The sequence below is a fragment of the Nonomuraea sp. NPDC049400 genome (assembly GCF_044466425.1).
Lineage (GTDB): Bacteria > Actinomycetota > Actinomycetes > Streptosporangiales > Streptosporangiaceae > Nonomuraea.
In genome coordinates this window covers 84,504-103,802 of sequence record NZ_JBITMP010000009.1, presented here as the reverse complement: position 1 = coordinate 103,802, position 19,299 = coordinate 84,504, and the positions used below count along the sequence as shown (strand labels likewise).

Genomic DNA, 19,299 nt, shown 5'->3' with positions numbered 1-19,299 from the left:
AGTGTGGCCTAGGCGGCATTTGCTCAAAATAAGCGCGAACGGAAACGCTGAGGAAACAGCGGCCCCTATTGCATCTCCCCTCGAGACGGCATCCATCCGACAGAGGGAAGATCTCATGCGAGTACGAGTCCTCGGCGCGCTGGCGGCGGCCGCACTGTTCCTGGCCGGCTGCGGTGCGGACGACGGCGGCGGAGCCGAGGTGGCGTCGGTCAGCGGCACCGGCACCCAGGCCGCCTCCAGCGCGAAGCCGAGTGAAGACCCGCACCAGAAGATGCTCAAGTTCGCCCAGTGCATGCGCGAGAACGGCGTGCCCATGGACGACCCGCAGCCGGGCAAGGGCATCATGATGAAGCTCGACGGGAGCATCCCGAAGGAGACGGTCGACAAGGCCCAGGAGACGTGCAAGGAGTACGCCCCGAGCGGCGAGCGCGCCGGCCAGCCCGACCCGAAGCGCGGCGAGGCGCTGCGCAAGCTCGCGCAGTGCATGCGTGACAACGGCGTCGAGAGCTTCCCCGACCCCGACGGCGGCGCCATGCGCATCACCGGCGAGGTCGGCAAGGACCCCGACTTCAAGGCCGCCCAGCAGAAGTGCCAGAAGGAGTCCGCCGAGGCCGGTATGGGAGGTCTTTGATGGGCCCGGTGACAGACGGGGCCACCCTTGGGGGGAGGGCGGAGCCGGACGCGCCGGCCTCCAGGCCGCGCCGGCGCCGCGGCCGGGGCAGGCTGGTCGCCGGGCTCCTGACCGTGGTGGCCGTGGCCGGAGGCGGGTTCGTGGCCGTCAACAGCGCGGGCCTGCTCCAAGGCAGCGCCGGCCCGACCGCGTCGGCCGGCGCCCTGCCCCCGGCCACCACCACGGTGACCAGGCAGACCCTGAACGACACCAGGGACGCCGACGGCGAGCTCGGCTACGGCCCGGTGACCACGGCAATGAGCAGGAAGCCCGGCACGGTCACCTGGCTGCCCGACAGCGGCGCGCAGATCACCCGCGGCAGGTCGCTGTACCGGGTGGACAACAAGCCGGTCGTGCTCATGTACGGCTCGACGCCCGCGTACCGCGACCTCAAGGTCGGCGTGGAGGGCAAGGACGTCGAGAACCTGGAACGGAACCTCAGCAAGCTCGGCTACGACGGGTTCACGGTCGACGACGAGTACACCTATGACACCGCCGAGGCGGTCATGGAATGGCAGGAGGACCGCGGCCTGGACGAGACGGGCGTGGTCGAGCTGGGCCGGGTCGTGTTCGCCCCCGGCAAGGTGCGGGTGGAGAGCCTGGAGTCCGAGGAGGGCCAGCCGACCGCTCCGGGGCAGAAGGTCCTGACTTATACGGGCACGTCCAAGGTGGTCACGGTCAAGCTGGAGGCCGAGGACCAGCGGATGGCCAAGAAGGACGCCAAGGTCGAGGTCACGCTGCCGGACGGCAAGAGTGTGCAGGGCAAGGTCACCGAGGTGGCCACGGTCATCGAGCCGGCCGAGAGCCAGAACGCGGACCCGGAGACCCGGGTGGAGGCGCTCGTCTCGATCGGGGCCGCCAAGGCCGCCAAGGGGCTGGACAAGGCGGCGGTGGACGTGACGTTCACGGCCTCCAAGCGCAAGAACGTGCTGACCGTGCCGGTGGCGGCGCTGGTGGCGCTGCAGGAGGGCGGGTACGGGCTGGAGATCATCGAGGGGGGCAGGTCACGATATATCAAGGTTGAGACAGGTTTGTTCTCCGGGGGGCGGGTCGAGGTCAGCGGCGACGGGCTGGCCGAGGGCATGACCGTGGGGATGCCGAAATGACGTATCCCATGATCGCTCTGACGGACGTGTGCAAGACGTACCCGGGCGGCGTGGCGGCGCTGGCGTCGGTGTCGTTGCGGATCCAGCACGGCGAGCTGGTCGCCATCGTCGGCCCGTCCGGGTCGGGCAAGTCGACGATGCTCAACGTCGTCGGCACCCTCGACCGGCCCACGTCCGGGTCCATCCACATCGACGGGTACGACGTGTCGAAGCTGTCCGACAGTCAGCTGTCGGCGCTGCGGGCCACCACGATCGGGTTCGTGTTCCAGTCGTTCCACCTCGCCGCGAAGGTCCCGGCGCTCGACAACGTGGCCGACGGCCTCGTCTACACCGGCCTGGGCAGGTCGGAGCGGCGCCGCCGCGCGGCCCAGGCGCTGGAGCGGGTGGGGCTCGGGCACCGGACGGACCACGAGCCGCACGAGCTGTCCGGCGGCGAGCGGCAGCGCGTGGCCATCGCCAGGGCCGTGGCGGGCGACCCGCCGCTGCTCCTGGCCGACGAGCCGACCGGGGCCCTGGACTCGGTGTCGGGCACGGGGGTGATGGAGCTGCTGCACGAGCTGAACGCGAGCGGCACCACCATCGTGATCATCACGCATGACCGGGAGATCGCCGCCAGCCTGCCCAGGCAGGTGCGGATGCGCGACGGCCAGATCATCTCCGACACCGCGCGGGTCCCCCTGGAGGCGGTGTGATGTCCATGGTGGAGGTGGCGCGCCCGAAATTGCGCCCGGCCAGGATGCGGTCCCGCGACGTGATGCGGGTCGGGGCGGTGGGCCTGCGCACCCGGCCGCTGCGGGCGTTCCTGTCCGCGCTGGGCATCGCCATCGGCATCGCGGCCATGGTGGGCGTGGTCGGACTCTCGTCCTCCTCGGGCGCCGAGCTCGACCGTACGCTCTCCGCGCTCGGCACCAACCTGCTCACGGTCTCGTCCGGCACCACGCTCACGGGCGAGGCCGCGCAGATGCCGAAGGAGGCGGAGTCGATGATCGAGCGCATCGGCCCCGTCCAGGCCGTCTCGTCGATCGGGCGCATGGGCGACGTCAAGGTCTACCGGTCGGAGGAGATCCCCGAGGCCCAGACCAGCGGCATCGCCACGTACGCGGCCCGCCTCGACCTGCCCGCCACCGTGGGCGCGACCCTGCGGAACGGCACCTGGCTCAACGCGGCCACCGAACGCTACCCGGCCGCCGTGCTCGGCTCCTTGGCGGCCCAGCGGCTCGGCGTGGGCTCGGCCTCGCCCGACACGCAGGTCGTGGTGGGAGGGATCCGCTTCACGGTCATCGGGGTCCTGGAACCGGTGGCGCTCGCCACCGACCTGGACAGCGGCGTCCTGGTCGGCTGGCCGGTGGCGGAGTCCAGGCTGGGCTTCGACGGACACCCGACGACGCTCTACACCCGCTCCGACGAGGCCAAGCTGGAGGCCGTACGCCAGGTGCTGGCCGGGACCGCCAACCCGGAGGCGCCCAACGAGGTGGACGTCTCCCGGCCCTCCGACGCCCTCGCCGCCAAGCAGGCGACCAGCCAGGCGTTCGCCAACCTCCTGCTGGGGGTGGGCGCGGTGGCGCTGCTCGTGGGCGGGGTCGGCGTGGCCAACACCATGGTCATCTCGGTGCTGGAACGCCGCGCGGAGATCGGCCTGCGCCGCTCCCTCGGAGCCACGCGCGGCCAGATCCGCACCCAGTTCCTCGCGGAGTCGCTCCTGCTGTCGGCTCTTGGCGGGGGTGGGGGGATCCTGCTGGGGACGGGTGTCACGATGGGGTACGCGCTGTACAGCGGCTGGCCCTCGGTGGTGCCCGCCTGGGCCACCGTCGGCGGCCTCGCGGCGACCCTGGTCATCGGCGCGGCAGCGGGGCTCTACCCGGCGATCCGCGCCTCCCGCCTGTCCCCGACCGAAGCCCTCTCCACCCCCTGACGCCGCACGGCCCCCGCACTCGCACACGACCACGCCGCTCGGCCCCCGGCCCCGCGCACTCGCACTCGACCACGCCGCACGGCCTGGGTGCGCCGTCTCATGCGCGTCGGGGGCTCGGACGCGACGCCTGGCTCGGCTGAGCGGTCACTTGTCCGGCCCGGCCCAGGCGAGGGCGTTGCGGAGCCGGGCGATCAGGCCCAGGTCGTCCACGAACCGGCCCAGGCCGAGGGCCACGCACTCCAGGGGCCGCTCCGCCCTCCGTACCGGCATTCGCAACGACGCCCGCAGCCGCCGCGCGAGCCCCCGCAGCAGCGCGCCGCCTCCTACCAGCACCGCGCCCCGCCCCCCGAGGTCCGCGGCGAGCTCGGCCGGGCATCGCTCGACCGTGTCCATCGCCGCCCGCACGATGGCCTCGACCGGCTGCCTGGTCGCCTCGTAAACCTGCTGGACCGGCAGCCGTACCTCGCGCTCCTGGCCGGTGTCCGGGTCACGGGCACGCATCGTCACGTGCCGGTTCAGCGGTTCCCACTCGGCGCCGATGTGGCGTTTGGCCGACTCGGCCTCGTGCTCGTCGAGGAGGAGGCAGTGTTTGTGCTCGACCAGGCGGACGATGGCCCTGTTGACGGCCTCGCCGCCGCCGGGGACGGCCGTCGTGGCCACGGCGGCCCCGGAAGAGAGCACGGCGATCCTGGCGGAGTCGCGCCCGATGTCGATCACCATGTGCCCCGCGAAGCTGTCGACCGGCAGTCCGGCGCCGAGCGCCGCCGCGAGCGAGTGCGGGATCAGCTCGATCCGCCTGGCGTCCGCCTCGAACGCCAGGTCGCTCAGCGCCGTCCGCTCGATCGGGGTGGAGCTGTCGGGCAGCGCCATGACCAGGCGCGGCCTGGCGAACGGATTGCGCTGCACCTTGCTCAGGAAGTGCCTGACCATGCGCCAGGTGAGCTCGCCGTCGACCGGCAGGCCGCCGCTGACCGGCCAGCACGTCTCGCCGTCGGTCGCGTCCGCGCCGTACGCGATGACCTTGCCGGTGCGGTCGTCGAGCACGACAGCCGAGGGCTCGTCGAGCACGATGCCCTTGCCCCGGGCATAGATGCGCGTGCTCGTGCCTCCCAGATCCACCGCCAGGTCACGGCCGAGGAGGCTCATGGCAGGACCGGGGGCTTGACCATCATGCCGGGTCTATTTCCTGAGCTGCTCCAACCCAACACCAGGAACCGAACGGTTCCCTTTTACCTAGGCGTATCTTGTCCGGCAGCACCCCGACGCCAGGAGGACCGGCAGTGCTCGACTACGACCTCGAGGCCGAACACTACGACGAGACCCGGGGCGGGCTGCCGCGTGCCGTGGCCGCCGCCGACGCCGTGCGCCGCCTCGTATCCGGTGGCACGCTGCTCGACATCGCCTGCGGCACCGGGCTCGTGACGAGGGAGCTGGCCGGTCGGGGGCTGCGGGTGCTCGGGGTGGACGCCTCCGCGGGGATGGCGCGGATCGCCGCCGGGCGCGTGGACGTCGTGCTGGGCGACGCCCGTACGCTGCCCGTACGCGACGGCTCGGTCGACGCGGTCACCACCATCTGGCTGCTGCACCTGCTGGACGACGCCCGCCCGGTGATCGCCGAGGCCGCCCGCGTGCTGCGGCCAGGCGGAGTTTTCGTCACGACGGTCGACAAGGGAGCCGCGCACGGTACGGGAGGGCGCAGGGAGCCGTCCGACCGGGCCGGCCTGGTCGTCGAGGAGGCGGCCAGACACGGGCTCCGGCCGAGCGGCGAGACCCGATTCGTGGGACACGGGCAGGGCTGCTCAGGCCCGGACCCGGTGTTCCGCCTGATGGCGTTCACCCTCGACTGAACGTTGTCGGGTGGGTGGCAGTGCAGTCCCGCAAAGCCGGTGGGGAAGCCGGTTTCGCGTCATAAGCGGGGCCATGCGAAGCTGTGACTGTCCCCAACACCATGGAGGTCCTCATGGCGGATACACCGGAGCAGGAAGTCAGCGAAACTCCCGAGGACGAGATGAAGCGCAAGTTCCGCGAGGCGCTGGAGCGCAAGCGCAACCAGCACGCGGGCTCGGGCGCGGGTGGCAGGGGCGGTGACCCGTCGAAGATCCATGGGTCGCACGGTCCGGCTGCGAGTAAAAGATCGTTCAGGCGCAAGAGCGGCGGCTGAGGCTGGGATTTCCCAGGGGGGTACGGCACTGCCGTGCCCCCTTTTTTCTTTGTGCGGGAAGGTAGATCTTCTGCCCGATTCATGACGAAGTGTTTGCGTATGTCCGGAATGCGTGGTTAGAGTGTTGCCCAATTCACAGCCGGTGGCGTGGACCTCACCCAGGAGGGACAGCCGGCTGGCGCCGAATCCCGATCACTCGGGAACCGGGGACCCATCGCAGTTGGGGTGAATCCGACCACGTGTCGGTAGGGCATCTCCACGCCCGAACCCGCCAGCTAACCCGGTAGGCGAGATGGAGAGGACATATGAACCGCATGCCCGACCGCGTCGCACCCCCGGACAGCGTGATAGCCGCCGCCTACTGAGCGGTCCCTTCCTCAGGCTCGTTTCGCGCTCCGCGTAGCTATCTCCCCTTTGCCAGGTGCTCTGCCTAGCTACGCCCTTTTTCGAGCGAGCGCAACTCCCTGCCCCCGTCGCGAAGGACTTTACTTTTCATGTCTGCACGTTTTGGCCTGCGTTCTCTTGTCCTGCTCACCGCCTGCACCGTAAGTGCGCTCGCCGTCGCCGGCACCGCGGCTCACGCCGACTCGAACGATGATGAGAAGGTCCTGCTCAAGGGCTCGACAACGGCTTCGTACTTCTGGGACGACGCCTCCGGCCGCGCAGGTGACACCGGGCTGCCCGCCAGCGGCAAGCCCATGCAGAAGGGCCTGGCCGCCAGCCCGAGCTGGCCGCTCATGACCGAGGGTTACGTGGTCTACAAGGGCAAGAAGATGCCGTTCTTCGTCGGCGACCGCGGCCCGGGCGTGCCCTCCAACCGCGGGATCATGCTGGACCTGGACGCCAAGACGTTCGCGGAGCTCACCGGCGGCACGTTCAACTCCGACACGCTGCATGTCGACGGCAACGGTGGCCAGGGGCACATCAAGGTCGACTACGTCATCACCAAGTGGGGCAAGGGTCCGGGCAAGAAGAACTACCCCGTTCCGTTCTCGACCCGCGCCTGGGCCGAGCAGGACAACAACCCGGCCGAGCCGCCGCCCGCGGCCGCTGAGACCGCGCCCACCGAGACCGCGCCCACCTCGTTCTCGAAGACCACGGCCGCCGTCCTGGCCGGCGCCGTGGCCGTGGCCGGCGGCAGCGCGGCGCTCACCAGCGACCGCATCCGCGGCCTCATGAATCTCTGACTTCACGGGCTTTACGGGTCGCTACCAGAATGTCATTCTGGTCCTCGTGACCACCCGGGTAGCCGCGAACGGCATCGAAATCGCCTACGAGAGTTTCGGTTTGCACGAGGGCCGTCCCCTGCTCCTCATCATGGGCCTCGGCGCGCAGCTCATCCACTGGGACGAAGGGCTCTGCGAGCTGCTGGCGGAGCAGGGACACCACGTCGTACGGTTCGACAACCGCGACGCGGGCCTGTCCACGCACTTCCACGACAAGGGCGCTCCCACTTTTGGGGCGCCCTCGCCGTACCTGCTGGACGATCTGGCCGACGACGCCGCGGGGCTCATGGAGGCACTCGGATGGCCCGCCGCGCACGTGGTCGGCGCCTCGATGGGCGGCATGATCGCCCAGGCCCTGGCCATCCGCCACCCGGACCGGGTGCTGACCCTGACCTCGATCATGTCCACGCCCGGCCCCTCGGTGGCCCCGCCGACGGAGACCGCGCTCGCCGCCCTCATGGCCAGGCCCCCGGCCGACCGCGAAGCCGTGCTCGCCCAGGCGGTGCAGACCTGGTCGGTCCTCGGCTCGCCCGGATACGAGCTGGACCGCGAGAGGATCCGCGAGCTGGCCGGGCTGGCGTTCGACCGCTGCTTCGACCCCGACGGCACGGCCAGGCAACTCGCCGCGATCATGGCTTCGGGCGACCGCACGGCGCTGCTCGCGGGCGTACAGGTGCCCACGCTGGTGCTGCACGGGGAGGTCGACCAGCTCATCCCGGTCGCCGCCGGCCACGCCACGGCCGCCGCCGTCCCCGGCGCTCGCCTGGTGACCTACCCGGGCATGGGCCACGACCTGCCGCGCCCGCTCTGGCCCGCCATCGTGGCGGAGATCGCCAAGCTCACCGCCGCCTAGCCCGGTTCCGTGGGGGAGCGGGCCTAGCCGAAGTGGGCGCGGGTCTCGGCGAACGCCTGATCCGTGCCCTCCAGGGCCTTCGCCACGTCCGCCTCCGTGTGCGCGGCCGACATGAACCAGTTGTGCCACGGGTGCAGGTAGACCCCGTGCCGCAGGCAGGCGTCGCTCCAGTACATCGCGACGGAGAGATCGGCGTCCCCGTCGAAGCTGAGCCACGGGATCGTCACCGGTCCCGTCTGGTTCACCACGAACCCGTGGGACTTGGCCTGCGCGTACAGCCCCTCGCGGAGCTGCGTGCCGGCCCGCTCCATGGCCCCGATGCCGTCCGTGTCGCGCAGGGTCTCGATGGTCGCCTTGGCCGCCGCCATGGCGACCGCCGAGAACCAGAACGAGCCCGTGGAATACAGCGTCTGCGCCGGTCCGCGCAGCGCGTCTGTGCCGGTGACGGCCGCGATCGGGTAGCCGTTGGCCATGGCCTTCGACCAGGCCGTCAGGTCGGGGCGTACCCCATAGGGCTCCCAGGAGCCGCGCAGGTCGATCCGGAACCCCGCCCGCACGTCGTCGATCACCAGCGCCGCCCCGAGCCGGTCGGCCAGCGCGCGGGCGCCGCGCGCGAAGACGGGCTCCACCAGCTCCTGGTCCTCGAACGAGTCGTGCTTGAACGGCGTCACGATGATCGCCGCCACGTCCCCCTCCGCGGTCGCCGCCGCGGCCTCCAGCGACTCCAGGGAGTTGTACGTGAACTCCACCAGGTCCGCCCGCTCGTTGGGCGTCGTGCCCGACAGGGACGGCGTGCACCAGGGGTCCGCCCCGTGATAGGCGCCATGGGCCATCAGCACCTTGGTCCGGCCCGTGGCGGCCCTGGCCACCATGAGCGCCTGGGTCGTGGCGTCGGTGCCGTTCTTGGAGAACATCGCCCAATCGGCGCTGGGCACGGTCTCCACGAGCAGTTCGGTCAGCTCCACCATGATCGGGCCTGGGCCGTTGAGGCAGTCGCCGAGCGCGGCCTGCCTGGCGGCGGCCTCCTCCACACGCGGGTGCCGGTGCCCGAGCACGACCGGGCCCCAGCTGCACATGAAGTCGATGTACTCGCGCCCGTCCACGTCCCACTGCCGGCAGCCCTCGCCGCGTTCGAAGAACTGCGGGAAGCCCGGGGCGAAGAGAGCGGCGTTGAGGTGCCCGTACATGCCGCCGGGGACGACCTTCAAGGCCCGTCGGCGGAGTTCTGCGTCGGTCATCCGAGGATCCTTAGAGTCGAGTCGAGGTCGGTGAGGCCGGCGTCCGAGCCGAGCCCCGTGGCGACGCGGGCGGCGGCGGCCGTGCCCCAGCGGGCCGCGGTCAGCACGTCCTGTCCGTGCAGGAGCCCCGTCAGGAAGCCGGCGCAGTACGCGTCTCCGCAGCCGGTCGTGTCCGAGACGTCCGTCTTGATGGCGGGCACCGGCTCCGTGCCGTCGGGAGTGACCACGAGGCTGCCCGACGCGCCGAGCGTGACCAGCACACCGCGCGGCCCGTCCGCCAGCAGCGTCTGAGCGGCCTCCTGGACGTCGGAGCAGCCGGTCATGAGCAGCGCCTGCGACTCGTTCGGCAGCACGTAGTCCACGTGCGGCAGAAAAGCTCGGGCCATTCCCAATAAATCAGGCATCTCTGAAAGGAGGTCCATCGTGACGATGGTGCCCGCGGCCCGTACCGAGTCCAGGAGGGCGAAGAAGGCCGGGTCGCCCAGGCCGAACGTGACATCCATGCCGCCCAGGTGGATCGCCCGCACGCCGCGCAGCAGCTCGGCGTCGAGGTCCGCGTACGTCACCGTGAGGTTCGCCCCGGGCACGTGGAAGCTGGGCCGCCCGCCATCCGGCCTGATGGGCAGGATCGAGGCGGCCGTCTGCTCGCCCGCCCTGCGCACGAGACGTGAGGCGTCCACGCCGCGCTTGGTGAGCACCGCGACCAGGAAGTCGCCCAGCTCGTCATCGCCGATCGCGCCCATGGTGACCACGGAGTTGCCCAGCTTGACCAGGTCGACGGCCGTCCCGGCGGCGGCGCCCGCGGCGGTGAGGCGGATCTGGTCCACCAGCACGGTGTCCTGGCCCTGGGGAATGTGATCGACGGGCCTGGTGAGGATGTCGACGATGTGGACGCCGACGGTGGCGACGGTCATAGTCTAAATAGACAGACGTCCGAATAAAAAGTCAATGGAGGAGCCGATGCCCAAGATCGTCGATCACGACGAGCGCAGGCGCGAGTTCCTGTCAGCCGCCCGCCGGGTGATCGTCAGGGACGGCATCGACGCCGCAACCACGCGGGCCATCGCCAAGGAGGCCGGATACTCCAACGGCGTGCTCGCCCACTATTTCGCCGACAAGGACGAGATCCTGCTGTCGGCGCTGCGCCAGTCGCACCAGCGCATCCGAGACCGGCTCACCAGCAAGGTCGAGGGCGTGACCGGGCTGGCCGCGCTGCGCGAGCTGCTGCTGGACAACCTGCCGCTCGACGCGGAGCGCACCCAGGAGACCCGGCTGGAGGTCAGCTTCTGGAGCCGCAGCCTGGCCTCGGAGCGCCTGGCCGAGGTGCAGCGCACGGAGGCGGGCGAGCTGCGCGCCGCCGTACGTGACCTGCTGGGGCAGGCTCGCGCGGCCGGCGAGCTCCGCACGGACGACAACCTCGACGACCTGACCGAGCACCTCCTCGCCCTGATGGACGGCCTCAGCCTGCACCTGCTCCTCTATCCGGGGCGGCTCAAGCGCGTCGACATCGAGCGGCTCATGCTCCAGGCCCTCGACCGCCTGTGAGGGAGCGCCAGGATTGCTGTAATTCGGACGACCGACTACATTCGAAACGCATGAGCCTGCGCGAGCAGTTGTGCGAGTACGGCCGCCGCGCCGTCGAGCTGGGCCTGGTCATCGGCACGTCGGGCAACCTGAGCGTGCGCCAGGGGGAGCTGGTCGCGGTCACGCCCTCGGGGGTGGCGCTCGACCGGCTGACCCCGGAGATGTGCCCCATCGTGGACGTCGAGGGCCACCTCGTGGAAGGCGAGCTCCAGCCGTCCAGCGAGACCCCCATGCACCTGGCCGTCTACGAGACCACGGACGCCCAGGCCATCGTGCACACGCACTCGGTGTTCGGGACGGTCGTGGCCACCACCATGACCGAGCTGCCGCCCGTGCACTACAACGCGCTGCTGCTCGGCGGCACGGTCAGGGTGGCCGCGTACGCCACCTACGGCACCCCCGAGCTGGCCGCCAACGTGCGGGCGGCGATGGCGGGCAAGCGGGCCGCCCTCATGGCCAACCACGGCGGGGTGACCATCGGGGCGACGATGGAGGAGGCGTTCGAGGCCACCCGGCTGCTGGAGTGGCTGTGCGAGGTGTACGTGCGGGGGCTCAGCGTCGGCAAGCCGACCGTGCTCACCGACGAGCAGCTCAACGCGGTGGTCGAGCGCGCGCTGAACCCTCCCACGTTCCCGCGCCGCCGGTGACGGCGCGGGAAATGACAGTGCGGGTCATGACAGCGCCACCTGCTCGGCCAGCCCCAGGGGCAGGCCGCCCGATCCGGCGATCCGGTCGTGGAACTCCTTGAGCGACCCCTTGAACGACTGCCGGATGCGGTCGATCTCGATCGCGCCCGTGAGGTAGGAAGGCGCCTGCGTGGGCCAGGCGCAGTAGCGGTTCACCTCGCCCTGGGCAGTGCCGGGGGACAGCGACGCCTTGCTCGCCATGAACGTCTCCGCCTCCTCGATCGACATGTCCTCGCAGTGCAGCGCCGTGTCCACGACGATCCTGGCGGCGCGGAAGATCCGGCAGTCCAGGTGGGCCAGCTCGGTGGCCGGGGTGTCGAAGTAGCCCTGCTCGTGCAGGAGCTTCTCGACGTACAGGGCCCAGCCCTCCGCGAAGTACGGGGTGCGGAAGACCTTCCTGACGGTACGGGGGTTGCCCGCCATGTACGACAGGTGCCAGTGATGCCCCGGGTAGGCCTCGTGCACGGCGATCGAGGGCATCTGGGCCCGTGAGTTCGTCCGCAGGCGCTGGCGTACCTGCTCGGGGGTGAAGTCGTCAGGCGTGTAGGGGACGAAGAAGACGCCCTTGCGCGAGGCGCTCAGCGGGGGCGGCGCGAGGTAGTGGGCGACGGCCAGGATCGGGCGGGTGTACTCGGCCGAGGGGAGCACGTCGCACTCCTCGCCCTCGGCGAACGTGACCAGGTCCCGTTCCCGCACGAACTCCCTGGCCCGCCGGGTCTCCGCCGCGTACTCGGCCCGCATGTCGGCCAACGTCGGCGGATGGTCGTCCATGAGGAACTCCATGGCCGCCCGCCAGTCCGCGCTGCCGTTGACCTTGACCGCCACCTCGCGCATCCGCGCGTCCAGCTCGGCCCAGGCGGCCTTGCCCTTCTCGTGCAGCTCGGCGGCGCCGTACCCGAGCAGCTCCTTCTCGCGCAGCAACGTGGAGTAGAGCCGCTCGCCCATCCGCCAGGTGCCGCCGCACTGGAAGCCCTCGAGGAACGTGACAATTTCGTCGAACGCTCGCGCGGCCGGTTCGGCGGCCTCGGCCAGCCTGGCGGCGAGCTCGGGGTCCTCGACCATCGACGGGATCGTGCGGGTGAGGAAGTTGCGGCCGGTGCGCGCCTGGCCGAGCCCGCGCTTGATCAGCAGCGGCGCGGCGAGCTCGGGGTCCAGGTTGGCCTGGCAGGCGGCCAGCACGCCGGGCACCTCGGCCAGCCGGGAGACGGCCGACGACACCAGCTCGGGCTCCGGCTTGAGCCGCCGCTGGAACGGCGTGTACATCGAGGTGAAGATCGCCACGAGGTAGACGGCGGGGTCGCGCCGCCACTCGGGCCAGGACGCGAGCGCGATCGAGCCCCTCAGATGCGAGAGGACCAGTTCCTTGTCGATCGCGTCGTCCAGGGACGTCGTCCGGATGCTCGAGAGGTGTTCGAGCCAGCGGACCTCCTCCCGCGCGCGGGCGGTCCAGGCGGAGGCGGTGAAGTCGCCGAGGGTGTGGTCGTAACCGTCGGCCCCTAATGAGGCGGCCACGACGGGACGGTCGGAAAAGTACCACTTGAGAAACTCGTCCACCGATGCACCATATCCTGAGCAAATGCCCCTGCAGATCACCGGCGCGCTAGGCGATCCTGACCTGATCCGCCTCCCCTGGGAAGTGCCGCTCCAAGACTGGCCCGAGTACCATCTCGTCGATCTACCTCGCGGCATATCACGGCACGTCGTGCGGTTCGCGCGGCTGTCCGGCAAGGTGTACGCGATCAAGGAGATCAGCGAGCGTTACGCCAAGCGGGAGTACCAGTTGCTCTGGGATCTCGCCCGTCTCGACGCCCCCGCCGTGGAACCGGTCGCCTACGTCACCGGCCGCGAGGAGGGGCTGGACGCGGCGCTGATCACCAGGCACCTGCAGTTCTCGCTTCCCTACCGGGCGGTCATGTCGGGCACGCTGCGCCCCGACACGCTCACCAGGCTGCTGGACGCGCTGGCCGTGCTGCTGGTGCGGCTGCATCTGAACGGGTTCTACTGGGGCGACTGCTCGCTGTCCAACACGCTGTTCCGCAGGGACGCGGGGGCGTTCGCGGCCTACCTCGTGGACGCCGAGACCGGTGAGATGCACCCGATGATCAGCGAGGGCCAGCGGCTGGCCGACATCGACGCCGCGCACACGAACATCTTCGGCGAGATGCTCGACCTGGAGGCGGGCGGGCTGCTGCACCCGTCCATCGATCCCATGGACACCGCCGAGGACGTCGTCGCCCGCTACCACCGCCTGTGGGACGAGATCACCCAGAGCGAGATCATCGACGAGGTCGACTGGCACCGGGTGGAGCAGCGGATCCGGCGGCTGAACCTGCTCGGCTTCGACGTGGCCGAGATGATGGTGCGGCGCAAGGTCGGCACCGGGCGGCTCATCGTCCGGCCCAAGGTCGTGGACGCCGGGCACCACCAGCGGCGGCTGCTCCGGCTGACCGGTCTCGACGTGGAGGAGAACCAGGCGCGGCGGCTGCTCAACGACCTCGACGGGTTCCGGGTGGCCAAGGGGCTGCGGCACGAGGACGAGGCCATCGTGGCGCACCGGTGGCTGGCGGAGGTGTTCCAGCCGACGGTCGATGCCATTCCCGCGGAGCTGCGCGGGAAGCTGGAGCCCGCGCAGCTCTTCCACGAGATACTCGATCATCGCTGGTACCTGTCGGAGGAGCAGGGCGCCGACGTGGGGCTGGCCACGGCCGTGAAGTCGTACGTGGACAACGTGCTCGTGCACAAGCCCGACGAGAAGGCGCTCCTCCCGGACGAACCGCCTCAGTAGGCCACCGTGATGCGCTTGCGCGGGTGGGCGCCGTTCTCCAGCTCGTCCGCGACGGCGACCGCGTAGTCCTCCGCCCAGATGAAGCTGCGGCCCTCGGCGTCGGCCAGCAGCGTGTCGCCGCCGATGCGGTAGACACCGGTACGCTCACCCGGCGCGATCTCGGCGGCGGGCGAGATGTAGGTCCAGTCGAGGTCCGCGACGTCCCGGTAGAGGCCGAGGGCGGATCTCTGGGCCAGGGCCTCCTTTTTGTAGATCTCCGGGAAGCCGGGCGTGTCGACCAGGTCCTGGCCGGGCCCGACCTGGAGGCTGCCGGCACCGCCCACGACGATCAGCCGGCGCACCCCGGCCGCCCGCACACCGTCGATGAGGGCGCGGTTGGCGTCGAGGAACGGCGGCTCGGGCTCGGTGCCGTCGCGCGGCGGGGCGATGGCGGAGACGACGGCGTCGTGGCCCTTGGCCAGCGTGGCGGCGTCGTGGACGTCGCCCTTGACCGGGCCCTTGCGGCTGACGGCGGTCACCTGGTGGCCGCGGTCGGTCAGCTCGGCGGCGATGCGCTGACCGATCATGCCGGTCGCGCCAAAGAGCAGGATCTTCATGTGCGCCAGAGTATCCATCGGATACTGGTTACTTCATCGTGCTATAAGTACCTTATGGATACCGGCGATGTCTTCGACCCTAACTGTCCGACGCGAGTGGTTTTGGATCGGATTGGCGATAAGTGGTCGGTGCTCGTGCTCCTCAGCCTCACTGAAGGGCCGATGCGCTTCACCCAGCTCAGGGCACGCATCGGCGGGGTCACGCCGAAGGTGCTGACGCAGACGTTGCGGGCCATGGAGCAGGACGGGCTGGTGACGCGGGAGGTGTTCGCGGAGGTGCCGCCACGGGTGGAGTACGAGCTGACCACGCTCGGGCGGTCGCTGCGCGATCCTGTCTCGGTGGTGGCTTCGTGGGCCGAGGAGCACGTGGGCGAAATCCTCAGCTGCCGCGCCCAGTCCGCCTGAACCGTGCAGCAATCGGTAACGTGACGCCATGGACAAGAATCTGCCCGAATGGCGGCGCGAGGGCGACGAGATCCGGCGCACGGTCACCGCGCCCGACTTCCCGACCGCCATCCGCATCGTCGACGAGATCGCGGTGAAGGCCGAGGAGCTCAACCACCACCCCGACATCGACATCCGCTGGCGTACCCTCCATCTGACCCTCACCACCCACGACAAGGGCGGTCTCACCGACCTCGACTTCACGCTGGCCGCGATCATCGACGACATCGCGGCGAAACACGGCGCCTGAGCGCGAATACGAACCGTAGTAGGTCGGTTACTCGTTAGAGTGGGTGCCCTCCCGGAGCCCGCAGTGCCGTCAGGGCTCGAACCATGGAGGGTTTCATGCGCATGCCCGCACTCCTGCTCGCCATGCTCGCCACAGCCTGCGCGGGGCCGCCCGCCTCGGTCCACGGTTTCGCGGGCCCCAGCGAAGCCCCGACGGGGGAGGTCAAACTGTCCGGTGGGGGCGAGTTCAGCACCTCCGACACCTCCGCCATCGCCTACGATCGCAAGCTGGCCCCGCAGGGAGCCCAGGCGAGCGTCACCGTCGAGTCGTCCGGCAACAAGACCCGCACCGCTCTCGTGGTCGAGGGCCTGCTGCCGAACCATCACTACGGAGTCCATCTCCACACCAAGCCCTGCGGCGCCAAGCCCGACGACTCCGGGCCCCACTACCAGCACCGTCGCGGCGAGATCAGCCCGAGCAGCGAGGTCTGGCTCGACGTGACCACGAACGGCGACGGCGGAGGCCGCTCGACCGCGCGCAACGACTGGGCCCTCGACCCGGCCAACCTGCCTGGCTCGCTCGTCCTCCACTCCCAGCCCACCAAGACCTCGGGCCCTGAGGTGGGCACCGCCGGGGTTCGCGTCGCCTGCCTGACCCTGAAAAAGGCCTCCTGACCGCCAGAACCCGGGCATAATTACACAATTACATAGCGAAGTCAGGAGTAGTTGTGACCCAGTGGCAGCCCCCCAGATTACGGCTGTTCGAAGACGTGCACCGCCGGGCGACCTGGCTGGAGCTACTCTACGACCTTGTCTTCGTCGTGGCCGTCGCCGAGCTGGCCGACGTGCTCACGGAGAGCCCTCTGGCGTTCGTGGGCCTGTTCGTGCCGGTCTGGTGGGCCTGGGCGGGATACGTCTTCTACGCCAACAGGTTCGACACCGACGACGTCAGTCACCGGCTGCTCGCGTTGCCGCAGATCCTGGCCGTGGCGACGATGGCGGCCAGTGTCGGCGACATCGGCCAGCGTTCAGGGCTTTTCGCCATCTCGTACGCCGTGGCCAGGGTGCTGCTCGTCGTGGCCTATGTCCGCGCCGGCCGCCACGTCCCCGAGGCCAGGCCGCTGACGACCCACTACGCCGTCGGGTTCACGGTGGCCGGGCTCATCTGGCTGGCCTCGCTGGCCGTCGAGCCGCCCCAGCGTTACGCGTTCTGGGCCGTCGCGGTCGTGATCGACCTCGCCACGCCCCTCCTGGGCAGGCGCCACCAGGGCAAGCTGCCGCCGCAGACCGAGCACCTGCCGGAGCGCTTCGGCCTGTTCGTGGTGATCGTGCTGGGCGAGGTGGTGGCGGCGGTCGTCGTCGGGCTGAAGGGCCACGACGTCACGCCGGGCACGCTGCTGATCGCCCTGGCGGGAGTGGCGATCGCGATGGGGTTCTGGTGGCTGTACTTCGGCCACATCGACGAGTCCGTCGTGCTGCGTACCAGGCTGGCCGGTCAGGTGTGGGTCTACGCGCACCTGCCGCTCTCGCTGGGCCTGGTGGCGTTCGGGATCGGGATCGAGCACGCGATCGAGCACCCGGCCTCGACGAGCTGGTCCGTCGGGCTGCCCGCCGCCCTGGTGCTCGCCGTACTCGGCCTGCAGCATCTGTGCTCGTCCGACAGGCGCGCGGGCACGATCCGCCTCGCCGCGGCGGCGCTCACGCTCGCCACCTCGGCGCTTCCGACCGTGGCCGCGCTCCCGCTCATCCTCCTCTACGCTGCGGCGCAAGTGACGTACGACCTGATCAACCGCTCCCAGCCGGAAGGTGCCGCATGACCGCCCAGGACCTGTTCGACCGCCAGCTGGCCGCCATCGCCGACCGCGACCTGGAGGCCCTGCTGAGCCAGTATCACGACGACGCCACGGTTGTCCGCTTCGACCGCGTCGCCCGGGGGCTCGCCGAGATCAAGGACCTGTTCGCCGCGTACTTCTCGGTGGAGCCCCGGGTCGACGAGATCGTCTCGGCGCGGACGACCGACGACGTGATCTTCTACAACGCCCTGATGACGATCAACGGGAACCGCGTCACCACGTACGGCACCCTGGTGATCAGGGATGGCAAGATCTGGCGCCAGACGGCGGCCGCCATGCCGCTCACCTGATCGCCGCCGCCATCGGCTGCCATGGCGCCGCGTCGAAGATCAGCATGATCGTGGTGATCTTGCCGTCGTGCAGCCTGAAGTGCTCGGCCGTCCGCTGGATCCCGGCGGGCGTCGCCGTGTGCACGGCCAGCTCTCCGATGCTGAGGCCGTCGTCGCCGGCGGCGCTCAGTCGCAACAGGACGTCCATCGCCCCCGAGCTGAGCCCGCGGGCCCTCGCTGCCGTGGGAGCGAGGGCGTTCGATGGCCTGGAAGGCGGTGCGCACGGCGGCCGCGGCCTCGAAGGCGAGGGTGTCGTCCAAGTCCGGTCAGCGCCCCTTGGCGAGGTTGAACGCGCCGCGGGTCAGGGCGAGGAGCTCCTGGGCCGCCTTCGTGTCGTCGAACGGCCTGCTCGGGTTGATCGCCATCGTGGTGACGAAGTACTTTTCGCCGTCCGACGTCCGAGCGAGGAAGCTCATATCGAGCACGCCCGGCTCCGAGCCGCCCTTGAACCAGACCGACGGCCACCGGCCCTTGTCCAGCCGCAGCCCGGCGTCGTTGATGGACAGCACCTGGCCGATGTGCTCGTCGGGCAGCTTGGCCAGCCGGGAGTAGACCTCGCAGAGGCCGGCGGGGGAGCCGTACCACTCGATCGTGTCCAGCTCGCGCGGCGCGGTCCACGGAGTGATGCCGGACAGTGGCACCTTGGCGACGACCTCGTCCAGGTACGCGCGCCGCTCCGCCGTCCCCAGCGACAGGTAGCGCTTGGCGTGGCGGGGATAGCCGGCGCCCTTGAGCACGAACAGCTCCCTCGTCGTGAGGAAGGGCATGTTGCGCTTGTCGTGCCCGCCCCAGGCCCGCATCGTGCGCTCGACCGCCTTCCGGCCCACCTTGTGGATCAGCAGGTCGGTGGCGGTGTTGTCGCTGATGGAGATCATCAGCTTGGCGGCCTCCAGGACGGAGACCTTGCTGCCGTCCGGGCGGTCCTGCAACTGGCCGGACGGCAGGCTCTTCAGCTCGGGCGTGATCGTGAGCTGGGTGTCCCAGCCGAACGCGCCCCCGCGGATGCGCTCGGCCACCGCGCCCAGCACGTACAGCTTGAACATCGACCCGAGCGGGCGCGCCACGCCGCGGGCGGCGGCGTGCACGGGGCGGCAGGCGCCGCCCTTGCCGAGCTCGGCCGCCATGAAACCGACCTGGGGTGCCACCTTGCGGAGGCGTTCGTCCAGCTCGGCCCAGCTCTTGGGCACCGGGACGCGGAACTGCAGGCCGTTGATCAGGCCCGCGGCGTCCACGAAGAGCGGGACCTCGTACGACGTGCCGCCCGCCACGACCACCGCCACCAGCGCCCGGTCCTGCGACTGCGCGAGTCGTTCCAGCCGCATGCCCTTGTAGGCCGACAGGACCTGGTTGATCTGGTCGGCCGGGATGTCTTTGAGGAAGTCGGCGGCGAAGTGCCCGGCCAGCTCGCTCTCGGCGATCGGTGTGCGGGAGGCGGCGTCGAGCAGCCAGCGCAGCTGCCTGCCTGCAGGCGTGTCGGGGATCTCGGGCGCGGCCACGGCGGCGGTGGTGGTGACGGTGGCCTGGACCGGGACGGGCTGATTCACGCACGCGGTCATGGTGACCGCCACCGCAGCCGCCGCCAGAACGCGGGTGGGTTTCGACATCAGAGGCTCCTCCTTGACTCGGAC

General features: G+C 70.3%; 23 protein-coding genes and 1 riboswitch. Of the genes, 16 read left to right on the top strand and 7 right to left on the bottom strand.

The features are described from left to right. The first annotated feature begins 115 nt into the window (after window positions 1-115). Genes ACIBVN_RS15850 through ACIBVN_RS15835 form a run of 4 tightly spaced genes read left to right on the top strand, consistent with a single transcriptional unit; the run spans window position 116 to window position 3,688 of the window. Window positions 116-631 carry a hypothetical protein gene (locus tag ACIBVN_RS15850; protein ID WP_397136834.1) on the top strand — a complete coding sequence of 172 codons (516 nt, stop codon included), beginning with the start codon at window positions 116-118 and terminating at the stop codon, window positions 629-631. Beyond that, window positions 631-1,776, top strand: coding sequence for a peptidoglycan-binding protein (locus tag ACIBVN_RS15845; RefSeq protein WP_397136832.1), 1,146 nt, complete (start codon window positions 631-633; stop codon window positions 1,774-1,776). Before ACIBVN_RS15850 ends, ACIBVN_RS15845 begins: the two co-directional genes overlap by 1 nt. Window positions 1,777-1,784: 8 nt before the next feature. Then, window positions 1,785-2,468: an ABC transporter ATP-binding protein gene (locus ACIBVN_RS15840; RefSeq protein ID WP_397136830.1), complete on the top strand. Its 684-nt coding sequence runs from the start codon at window positions 1,785-1,787 to the stop codon at window positions 2,466-2,468. After that, the gene (locus ACIBVN_RS15835; protein WP_397136828.1) at window positions 2,468-3,688 is read left to right on the top strand and encodes an ABC transporter permease; all 1,221 of its coding nucleotides are present in this window, start codon (window positions 2,468-2,470) and stop codon (window positions 3,686-3,688) included. Before ACIBVN_RS15840 ends, ACIBVN_RS15835 begins: the two co-directional genes overlap by 1 nt. A gap of 144 nt (window positions 3,689-3,832) precedes the next feature. On the opposite strand, the gene ACIBVN_RS15830 is transcribed toward ACIBVN_RS15835, so the two are convergent. Next, a complete protein-coding gene (locus ACIBVN_RS15830) occupies window positions 3,833-4,834 on the bottom strand; it encodes a rod shape-determining protein (RefSeq protein WP_397136826.1) in 1,002 nt (333 codons plus the stop codon). A gap of 134 nt (window positions 4,835-4,968) precedes the next feature. Between ACIBVN_RS15830 and ACIBVN_RS15825 the strand changes: the two genes are divergently transcribed. The 4 genes from ACIBVN_RS15825 (at window position 4,969) to ACIBVN_RS15810 (ending at window position 7,928) form a co-directional block, all read left to right on the top strand. Then, window positions 4,969-5,535, top strand: coding sequence for a class I SAM-dependent methyltransferase (locus ACIBVN_RS15825; RefSeq protein ID WP_397136824.1), 567 nt, complete (start codon window positions 4,969-4,971; stop codon window positions 5,533-5,535). A gap of 113 nt (window positions 5,536-5,648) precedes the next feature. Then, window positions 5,649-5,849, top strand: a complete 201-nt coding sequence (locus ACIBVN_RS15820; protein WP_397136822.1) for a DUF5302 domain-containing protein — start codon at window positions 5,649-5,651, stop codon at window positions 5,847-5,849. Between the two features lie 169 nt (window positions 5,850-6,018). Next, window positions 6,019-6,154, top strand: a riboswitch (cyclic di-AMP (ydaO/yuaA leader). Between the two features lie 189 nt (window positions 6,155-6,343). Continuing rightward, window positions 6,344-7,036, top strand: a complete 693-nt coding sequence (locus ACIBVN_RS15815; RefSeq protein ID WP_397136821.1) for a hypothetical protein — start codon at window positions 6,344-6,346, stop codon at window positions 7,034-7,036. Window positions 7,037-7,082: 46 nt separating this feature from the next. Next, window positions 7,083-7,928, top strand: coding sequence for an alpha/beta fold hydrolase (locus ACIBVN_RS15810; RefSeq protein WP_397136819.1), 846 nt, complete (start codon window positions 7,083-7,085; stop codon window positions 7,926-7,928). Window positions 7,929-7,951: 23 nt separating this feature from the next. Here ACIBVN_RS15810 and ACIBVN_RS15805 read toward each other — a convergent pair whose 3' ends face one another. After that, window positions 7,952-9,166, bottom strand: a complete 1,215-nt coding sequence (locus ACIBVN_RS15805; RefSeq protein ID WP_397136817.1) for an aminotransferase class III-fold pyridoxal phosphate-dependent enzyme — start codon at window positions 9,164-9,166, stop codon at window positions 7,952-7,954. Continuing rightward, the gene (locus tag ACIBVN_RS15800) at window positions 9,163-10,080 is read right to left on the bottom strand and encodes a carbohydrate kinase family protein (protein ID WP_397136815.1); all 918 of its coding nucleotides are present in this window, start codon (window positions 10,078-10,080) and stop codon (window positions 9,163-9,165) included. Before ACIBVN_RS15800 ends, ACIBVN_RS15805 begins: the two co-directional genes overlap by 4 nt. A gap of 46 nt (window positions 10,081-10,126) precedes the next feature. Here ACIBVN_RS15800 and ACIBVN_RS15795 point away from each other — a divergent pair, with 46 nt between their 5' ends. Then, complete coding sequence (locus ACIBVN_RS15795; protein WP_397136813.1) at window positions 10,127-10,711, top strand: TetR/AcrR family transcriptional regulator; 585 nt, start codon at window positions 10,127-10,129, stop codon at window positions 10,709-10,711. A gap of 50 nt (window positions 10,712-10,761) precedes the next feature. Further along, complete coding sequence (locus ACIBVN_RS15790) at window positions 10,762-11,397, top strand: class II aldolase/adducin family protein (RefSeq protein WP_397136811.1); 636 nt, start codon at window positions 10,762-10,764, stop codon at window positions 11,395-11,397. 24 nt (window positions 11,398-11,421) lie between these two features. Here ACIBVN_RS15790 and ACIBVN_RS15785 read toward each other — a convergent pair whose 3' ends face one another. Continuing rightward, window positions 11,422-12,990 (bottom strand): DUF885 domain-containing protein, encoded by a 1,569-nt coding sequence (locus ACIBVN_RS15785; protein WP_397136809.1) that lies wholly within the window; start codon window positions 12,988-12,990, stop codon window positions 11,422-11,424. Window positions 12,991-13,012: 22 nt separating this feature from the next. Between ACIBVN_RS15785 and ACIBVN_RS15780 the strand changes: the two genes are divergently transcribed. Next, window positions 13,013-14,221, top strand: a complete 1,209-nt coding sequence (locus ACIBVN_RS15780) for a DUF4032 domain-containing protein (protein WP_397136807.1) — start codon at window positions 13,013-13,015, stop codon at window positions 14,219-14,221. Here ACIBVN_RS15780 and ACIBVN_RS15775 read toward each other — a convergent pair. Beyond that, window positions 14,215-14,817, bottom strand: a complete 603-nt coding sequence (locus ACIBVN_RS15775) for an NAD(P)-dependent oxidoreductase (protein WP_397136805.1) — start codon at window positions 14,815-14,817, stop codon at window positions 14,215-14,217. The two genes, ACIBVN_RS15780 and ACIBVN_RS15775, sit on opposite strands and share 7 nt — an antisense overlap. Before the next feature lie 54 nt (window positions 14,818-14,871). On the opposite strand from ACIBVN_RS15775, the gene ACIBVN_RS15770 reads away from it, so the two are divergent. From ACIBVN_RS15770 to ACIBVN_RS15750, 5 genes are all read left to right on the top strand, one after another. Continuing rightward, on the top strand, window positions 14,872-15,222 hold the full coding sequence (locus tag ACIBVN_RS15770; RefSeq protein WP_397136803.1) for a winged helix-turn-helix transcriptional regulator: 351 nt from the start codon (window positions 14,872-14,874) through the stop codon (window positions 15,220-15,222). Between the two features lie 28 nt (window positions 15,223-15,250). After that, window positions 15,251-15,511, top strand: a complete 261-nt coding sequence (locus ACIBVN_RS15765) for a 4a-hydroxytetrahydrobiopterin dehydratase (RefSeq protein ID WP_397136801.1) — start codon at window positions 15,251-15,253, stop codon at window positions 15,509-15,511. Between the two features lie 95 nt (window positions 15,512-15,606). Continuing rightward, window positions 15,607-16,164, top strand: a complete 558-nt coding sequence (locus ACIBVN_RS15760; RefSeq protein ID WP_397136799.1) for a hypothetical protein — start codon at window positions 15,607-15,609, stop codon at window positions 16,162-16,164. A gap of 53 nt (window positions 16,165-16,217) precedes the next feature. After that, the gene (locus ACIBVN_RS15755) at window positions 16,218-17,306 is read left to right on the top strand and encodes a low temperature requirement protein A (RefSeq protein WP_397136797.1); all 1,089 of its coding nucleotides are present in this window, start codon (window positions 16,218-16,220) and stop codon (window positions 17,304-17,306) included. Next, window positions 17,303-17,632: a nuclear transport factor 2 family protein gene (locus ACIBVN_RS15750; protein WP_397136795.1), complete on the top strand. Its 330-nt coding sequence runs from the start codon at window positions 17,303-17,305 to the stop codon at window positions 17,630-17,632. Before ACIBVN_RS15755 ends, ACIBVN_RS15750 begins: the two co-directional genes overlap by 4 nt. Here the strand turns inward: ACIBVN_RS15750 and ACIBVN_RS15745 are convergent. Together ACIBVN_RS15745 and ACIBVN_RS15740 are read right to left on the bottom strand one after the other, a co-directional pair. After that, window positions 17,625-17,819 carry a hypothetical protein gene (locus ACIBVN_RS15745; protein WP_397136793.1) on the bottom strand — a complete coding sequence of 65 codons (195 nt, stop codon included), beginning with the start codon at window positions 17,817-17,819 and terminating at the stop codon, window positions 17,625-17,627. The two genes, ACIBVN_RS15750 and ACIBVN_RS15745, sit on opposite strands and share 8 nt — an antisense overlap. A gap of 118 nt (window positions 17,820-17,937) precedes the next feature. After that, window positions 17,938-19,275, bottom strand: coding sequence for a serine hydrolase (locus ACIBVN_RS15740; protein WP_397136791.1), 1,338 nt, complete (start codon window positions 19,273-19,275; stop codon window positions 17,938-17,940). Between the last annotated feature and the right edge of the window lie 24 nt (window positions 19,276-19,299).

Excerpts from the sequence above, each read along its gene's own strand:
- ACIBVN_RS15850 (WP_397136834.1), top strand. The coding sequence starts at position 116 with ATGCGAGTACGAGTCCTCGGCGCGCTGGCGGCGGCCGCACTGTTCCTG.
- ACIBVN_RS15845 (WP_397136832.1), top strand. The coding sequence starts at position 631 with ATGGGCCCGGTGACAGACGGGGCCACCCTTGGGGGGAGGGCGGAGCCG.
- ACIBVN_RS15840 (WP_397136830.1), top strand. The coding sequence starts at position 1,785 with ATGATCGCTCTGACGGACGTGTGCAAGACGTACCCGGGCGGCGTGGCG.
- ACIBVN_RS15835 (WP_397136828.1), top strand. The coding sequence starts at position 2,468 with ATGTCCATGGTGGAGGTGGCGCGCCCGAAATTGCGCCCGGCCAGGATG.
- ACIBVN_RS15830 (WP_397136826.1), bottom strand. The coding sequence starts at position 4,834 with ATGAGCCTCCTCGGCCGTGACCTGGCGGTGGATCTGGGAGGCACGAGC.
- ACIBVN_RS15820 (WP_397136822.1), top strand. The coding sequence starts at position 5,649 with ATGGCGGATACACCGGAGCAGGAAGTCAGCGAAACTCCCGAGGACGAG.
- ACIBVN_RS15815 (WP_397136821.1), top strand. The coding sequence starts at position 6,344 with ATGTCTGCACGTTTTGGCCTGCGTTCTCTTGTCCTGCTCACCGCCTGC.
- ACIBVN_RS15805 (WP_397136817.1), bottom strand. The coding sequence starts at position 9,166 with ATGACCGACGCAGAACTCCGCCGACGGGCCTTGAAGGTCGTCCCCGGC.
- ACIBVN_RS15800 (WP_397136815.1), bottom strand. The coding sequence starts at position 10,080 with ATGACCGTCGCCACCGTCGGCGTCCACATCGTCGACATCCTCACCAGG.
- ACIBVN_RS15795 (WP_397136813.1), top strand. The coding sequence starts at position 10,127 with ATGCCCAAGATCGTCGATCACGACGAGCGCAGGCGCGAGTTCCTGTCA.
- ACIBVN_RS15790 (WP_397136811.1), top strand. The coding sequence starts at position 10,762 with ATGAGCCTGCGCGAGCAGTTGTGCGAGTACGGCCGCCGCGCCGTCGAG.
- ACIBVN_RS15780 (WP_397136807.1), top strand. The coding sequence starts at position 13,013 with ATGCCCCTGCAGATCACCGGCGCGCTAGGCGATCCTGACCTGATCCGC.
- ACIBVN_RS15775 (WP_397136805.1), bottom strand. The coding sequence starts at position 14,817 with ATGAAGATCCTGCTCTTTGGCGCGACCGGCATGATCGGTCAGCGCATC.
- ACIBVN_RS15770 (WP_397136803.1), top strand. The coding sequence starts at position 14,872 with ATGGATACCGGCGATGTCTTCGACCCTAACTGTCCGACGCGAGTGGTT.
- ACIBVN_RS15765 (WP_397136801.1), top strand. The coding sequence starts at position 15,251 with ATGGACAAGAATCTGCCCGAATGGCGGCGCGAGGGCGACGAGATCCGG.
- ACIBVN_RS15760 (WP_397136799.1), top strand. The coding sequence starts at position 15,607 with ATGCGCATGCCCGCACTCCTGCTCGCCATGCTCGCCACAGCCTGCGCG.
- ACIBVN_RS15750 (WP_397136795.1), top strand. The coding sequence starts at position 17,303 with ATGACCGCCCAGGACCTGTTCGACCGCCAGCTGGCCGCCATCGCCGAC.
- ACIBVN_RS15745 (WP_397136793.1), bottom strand. The coding sequence starts at position 17,819 with ATGGACGTCCTGTTGCGACTGAGCGCCGCCGGCGACGACGGCCTCAGC.
- ACIBVN_RS15740 (WP_397136791.1), bottom strand. The coding sequence starts at position 19,275 with ATGTCGAAACCCACCCGCGTTCTGGCGGCGGCTGCGGTGGCGGTCACC.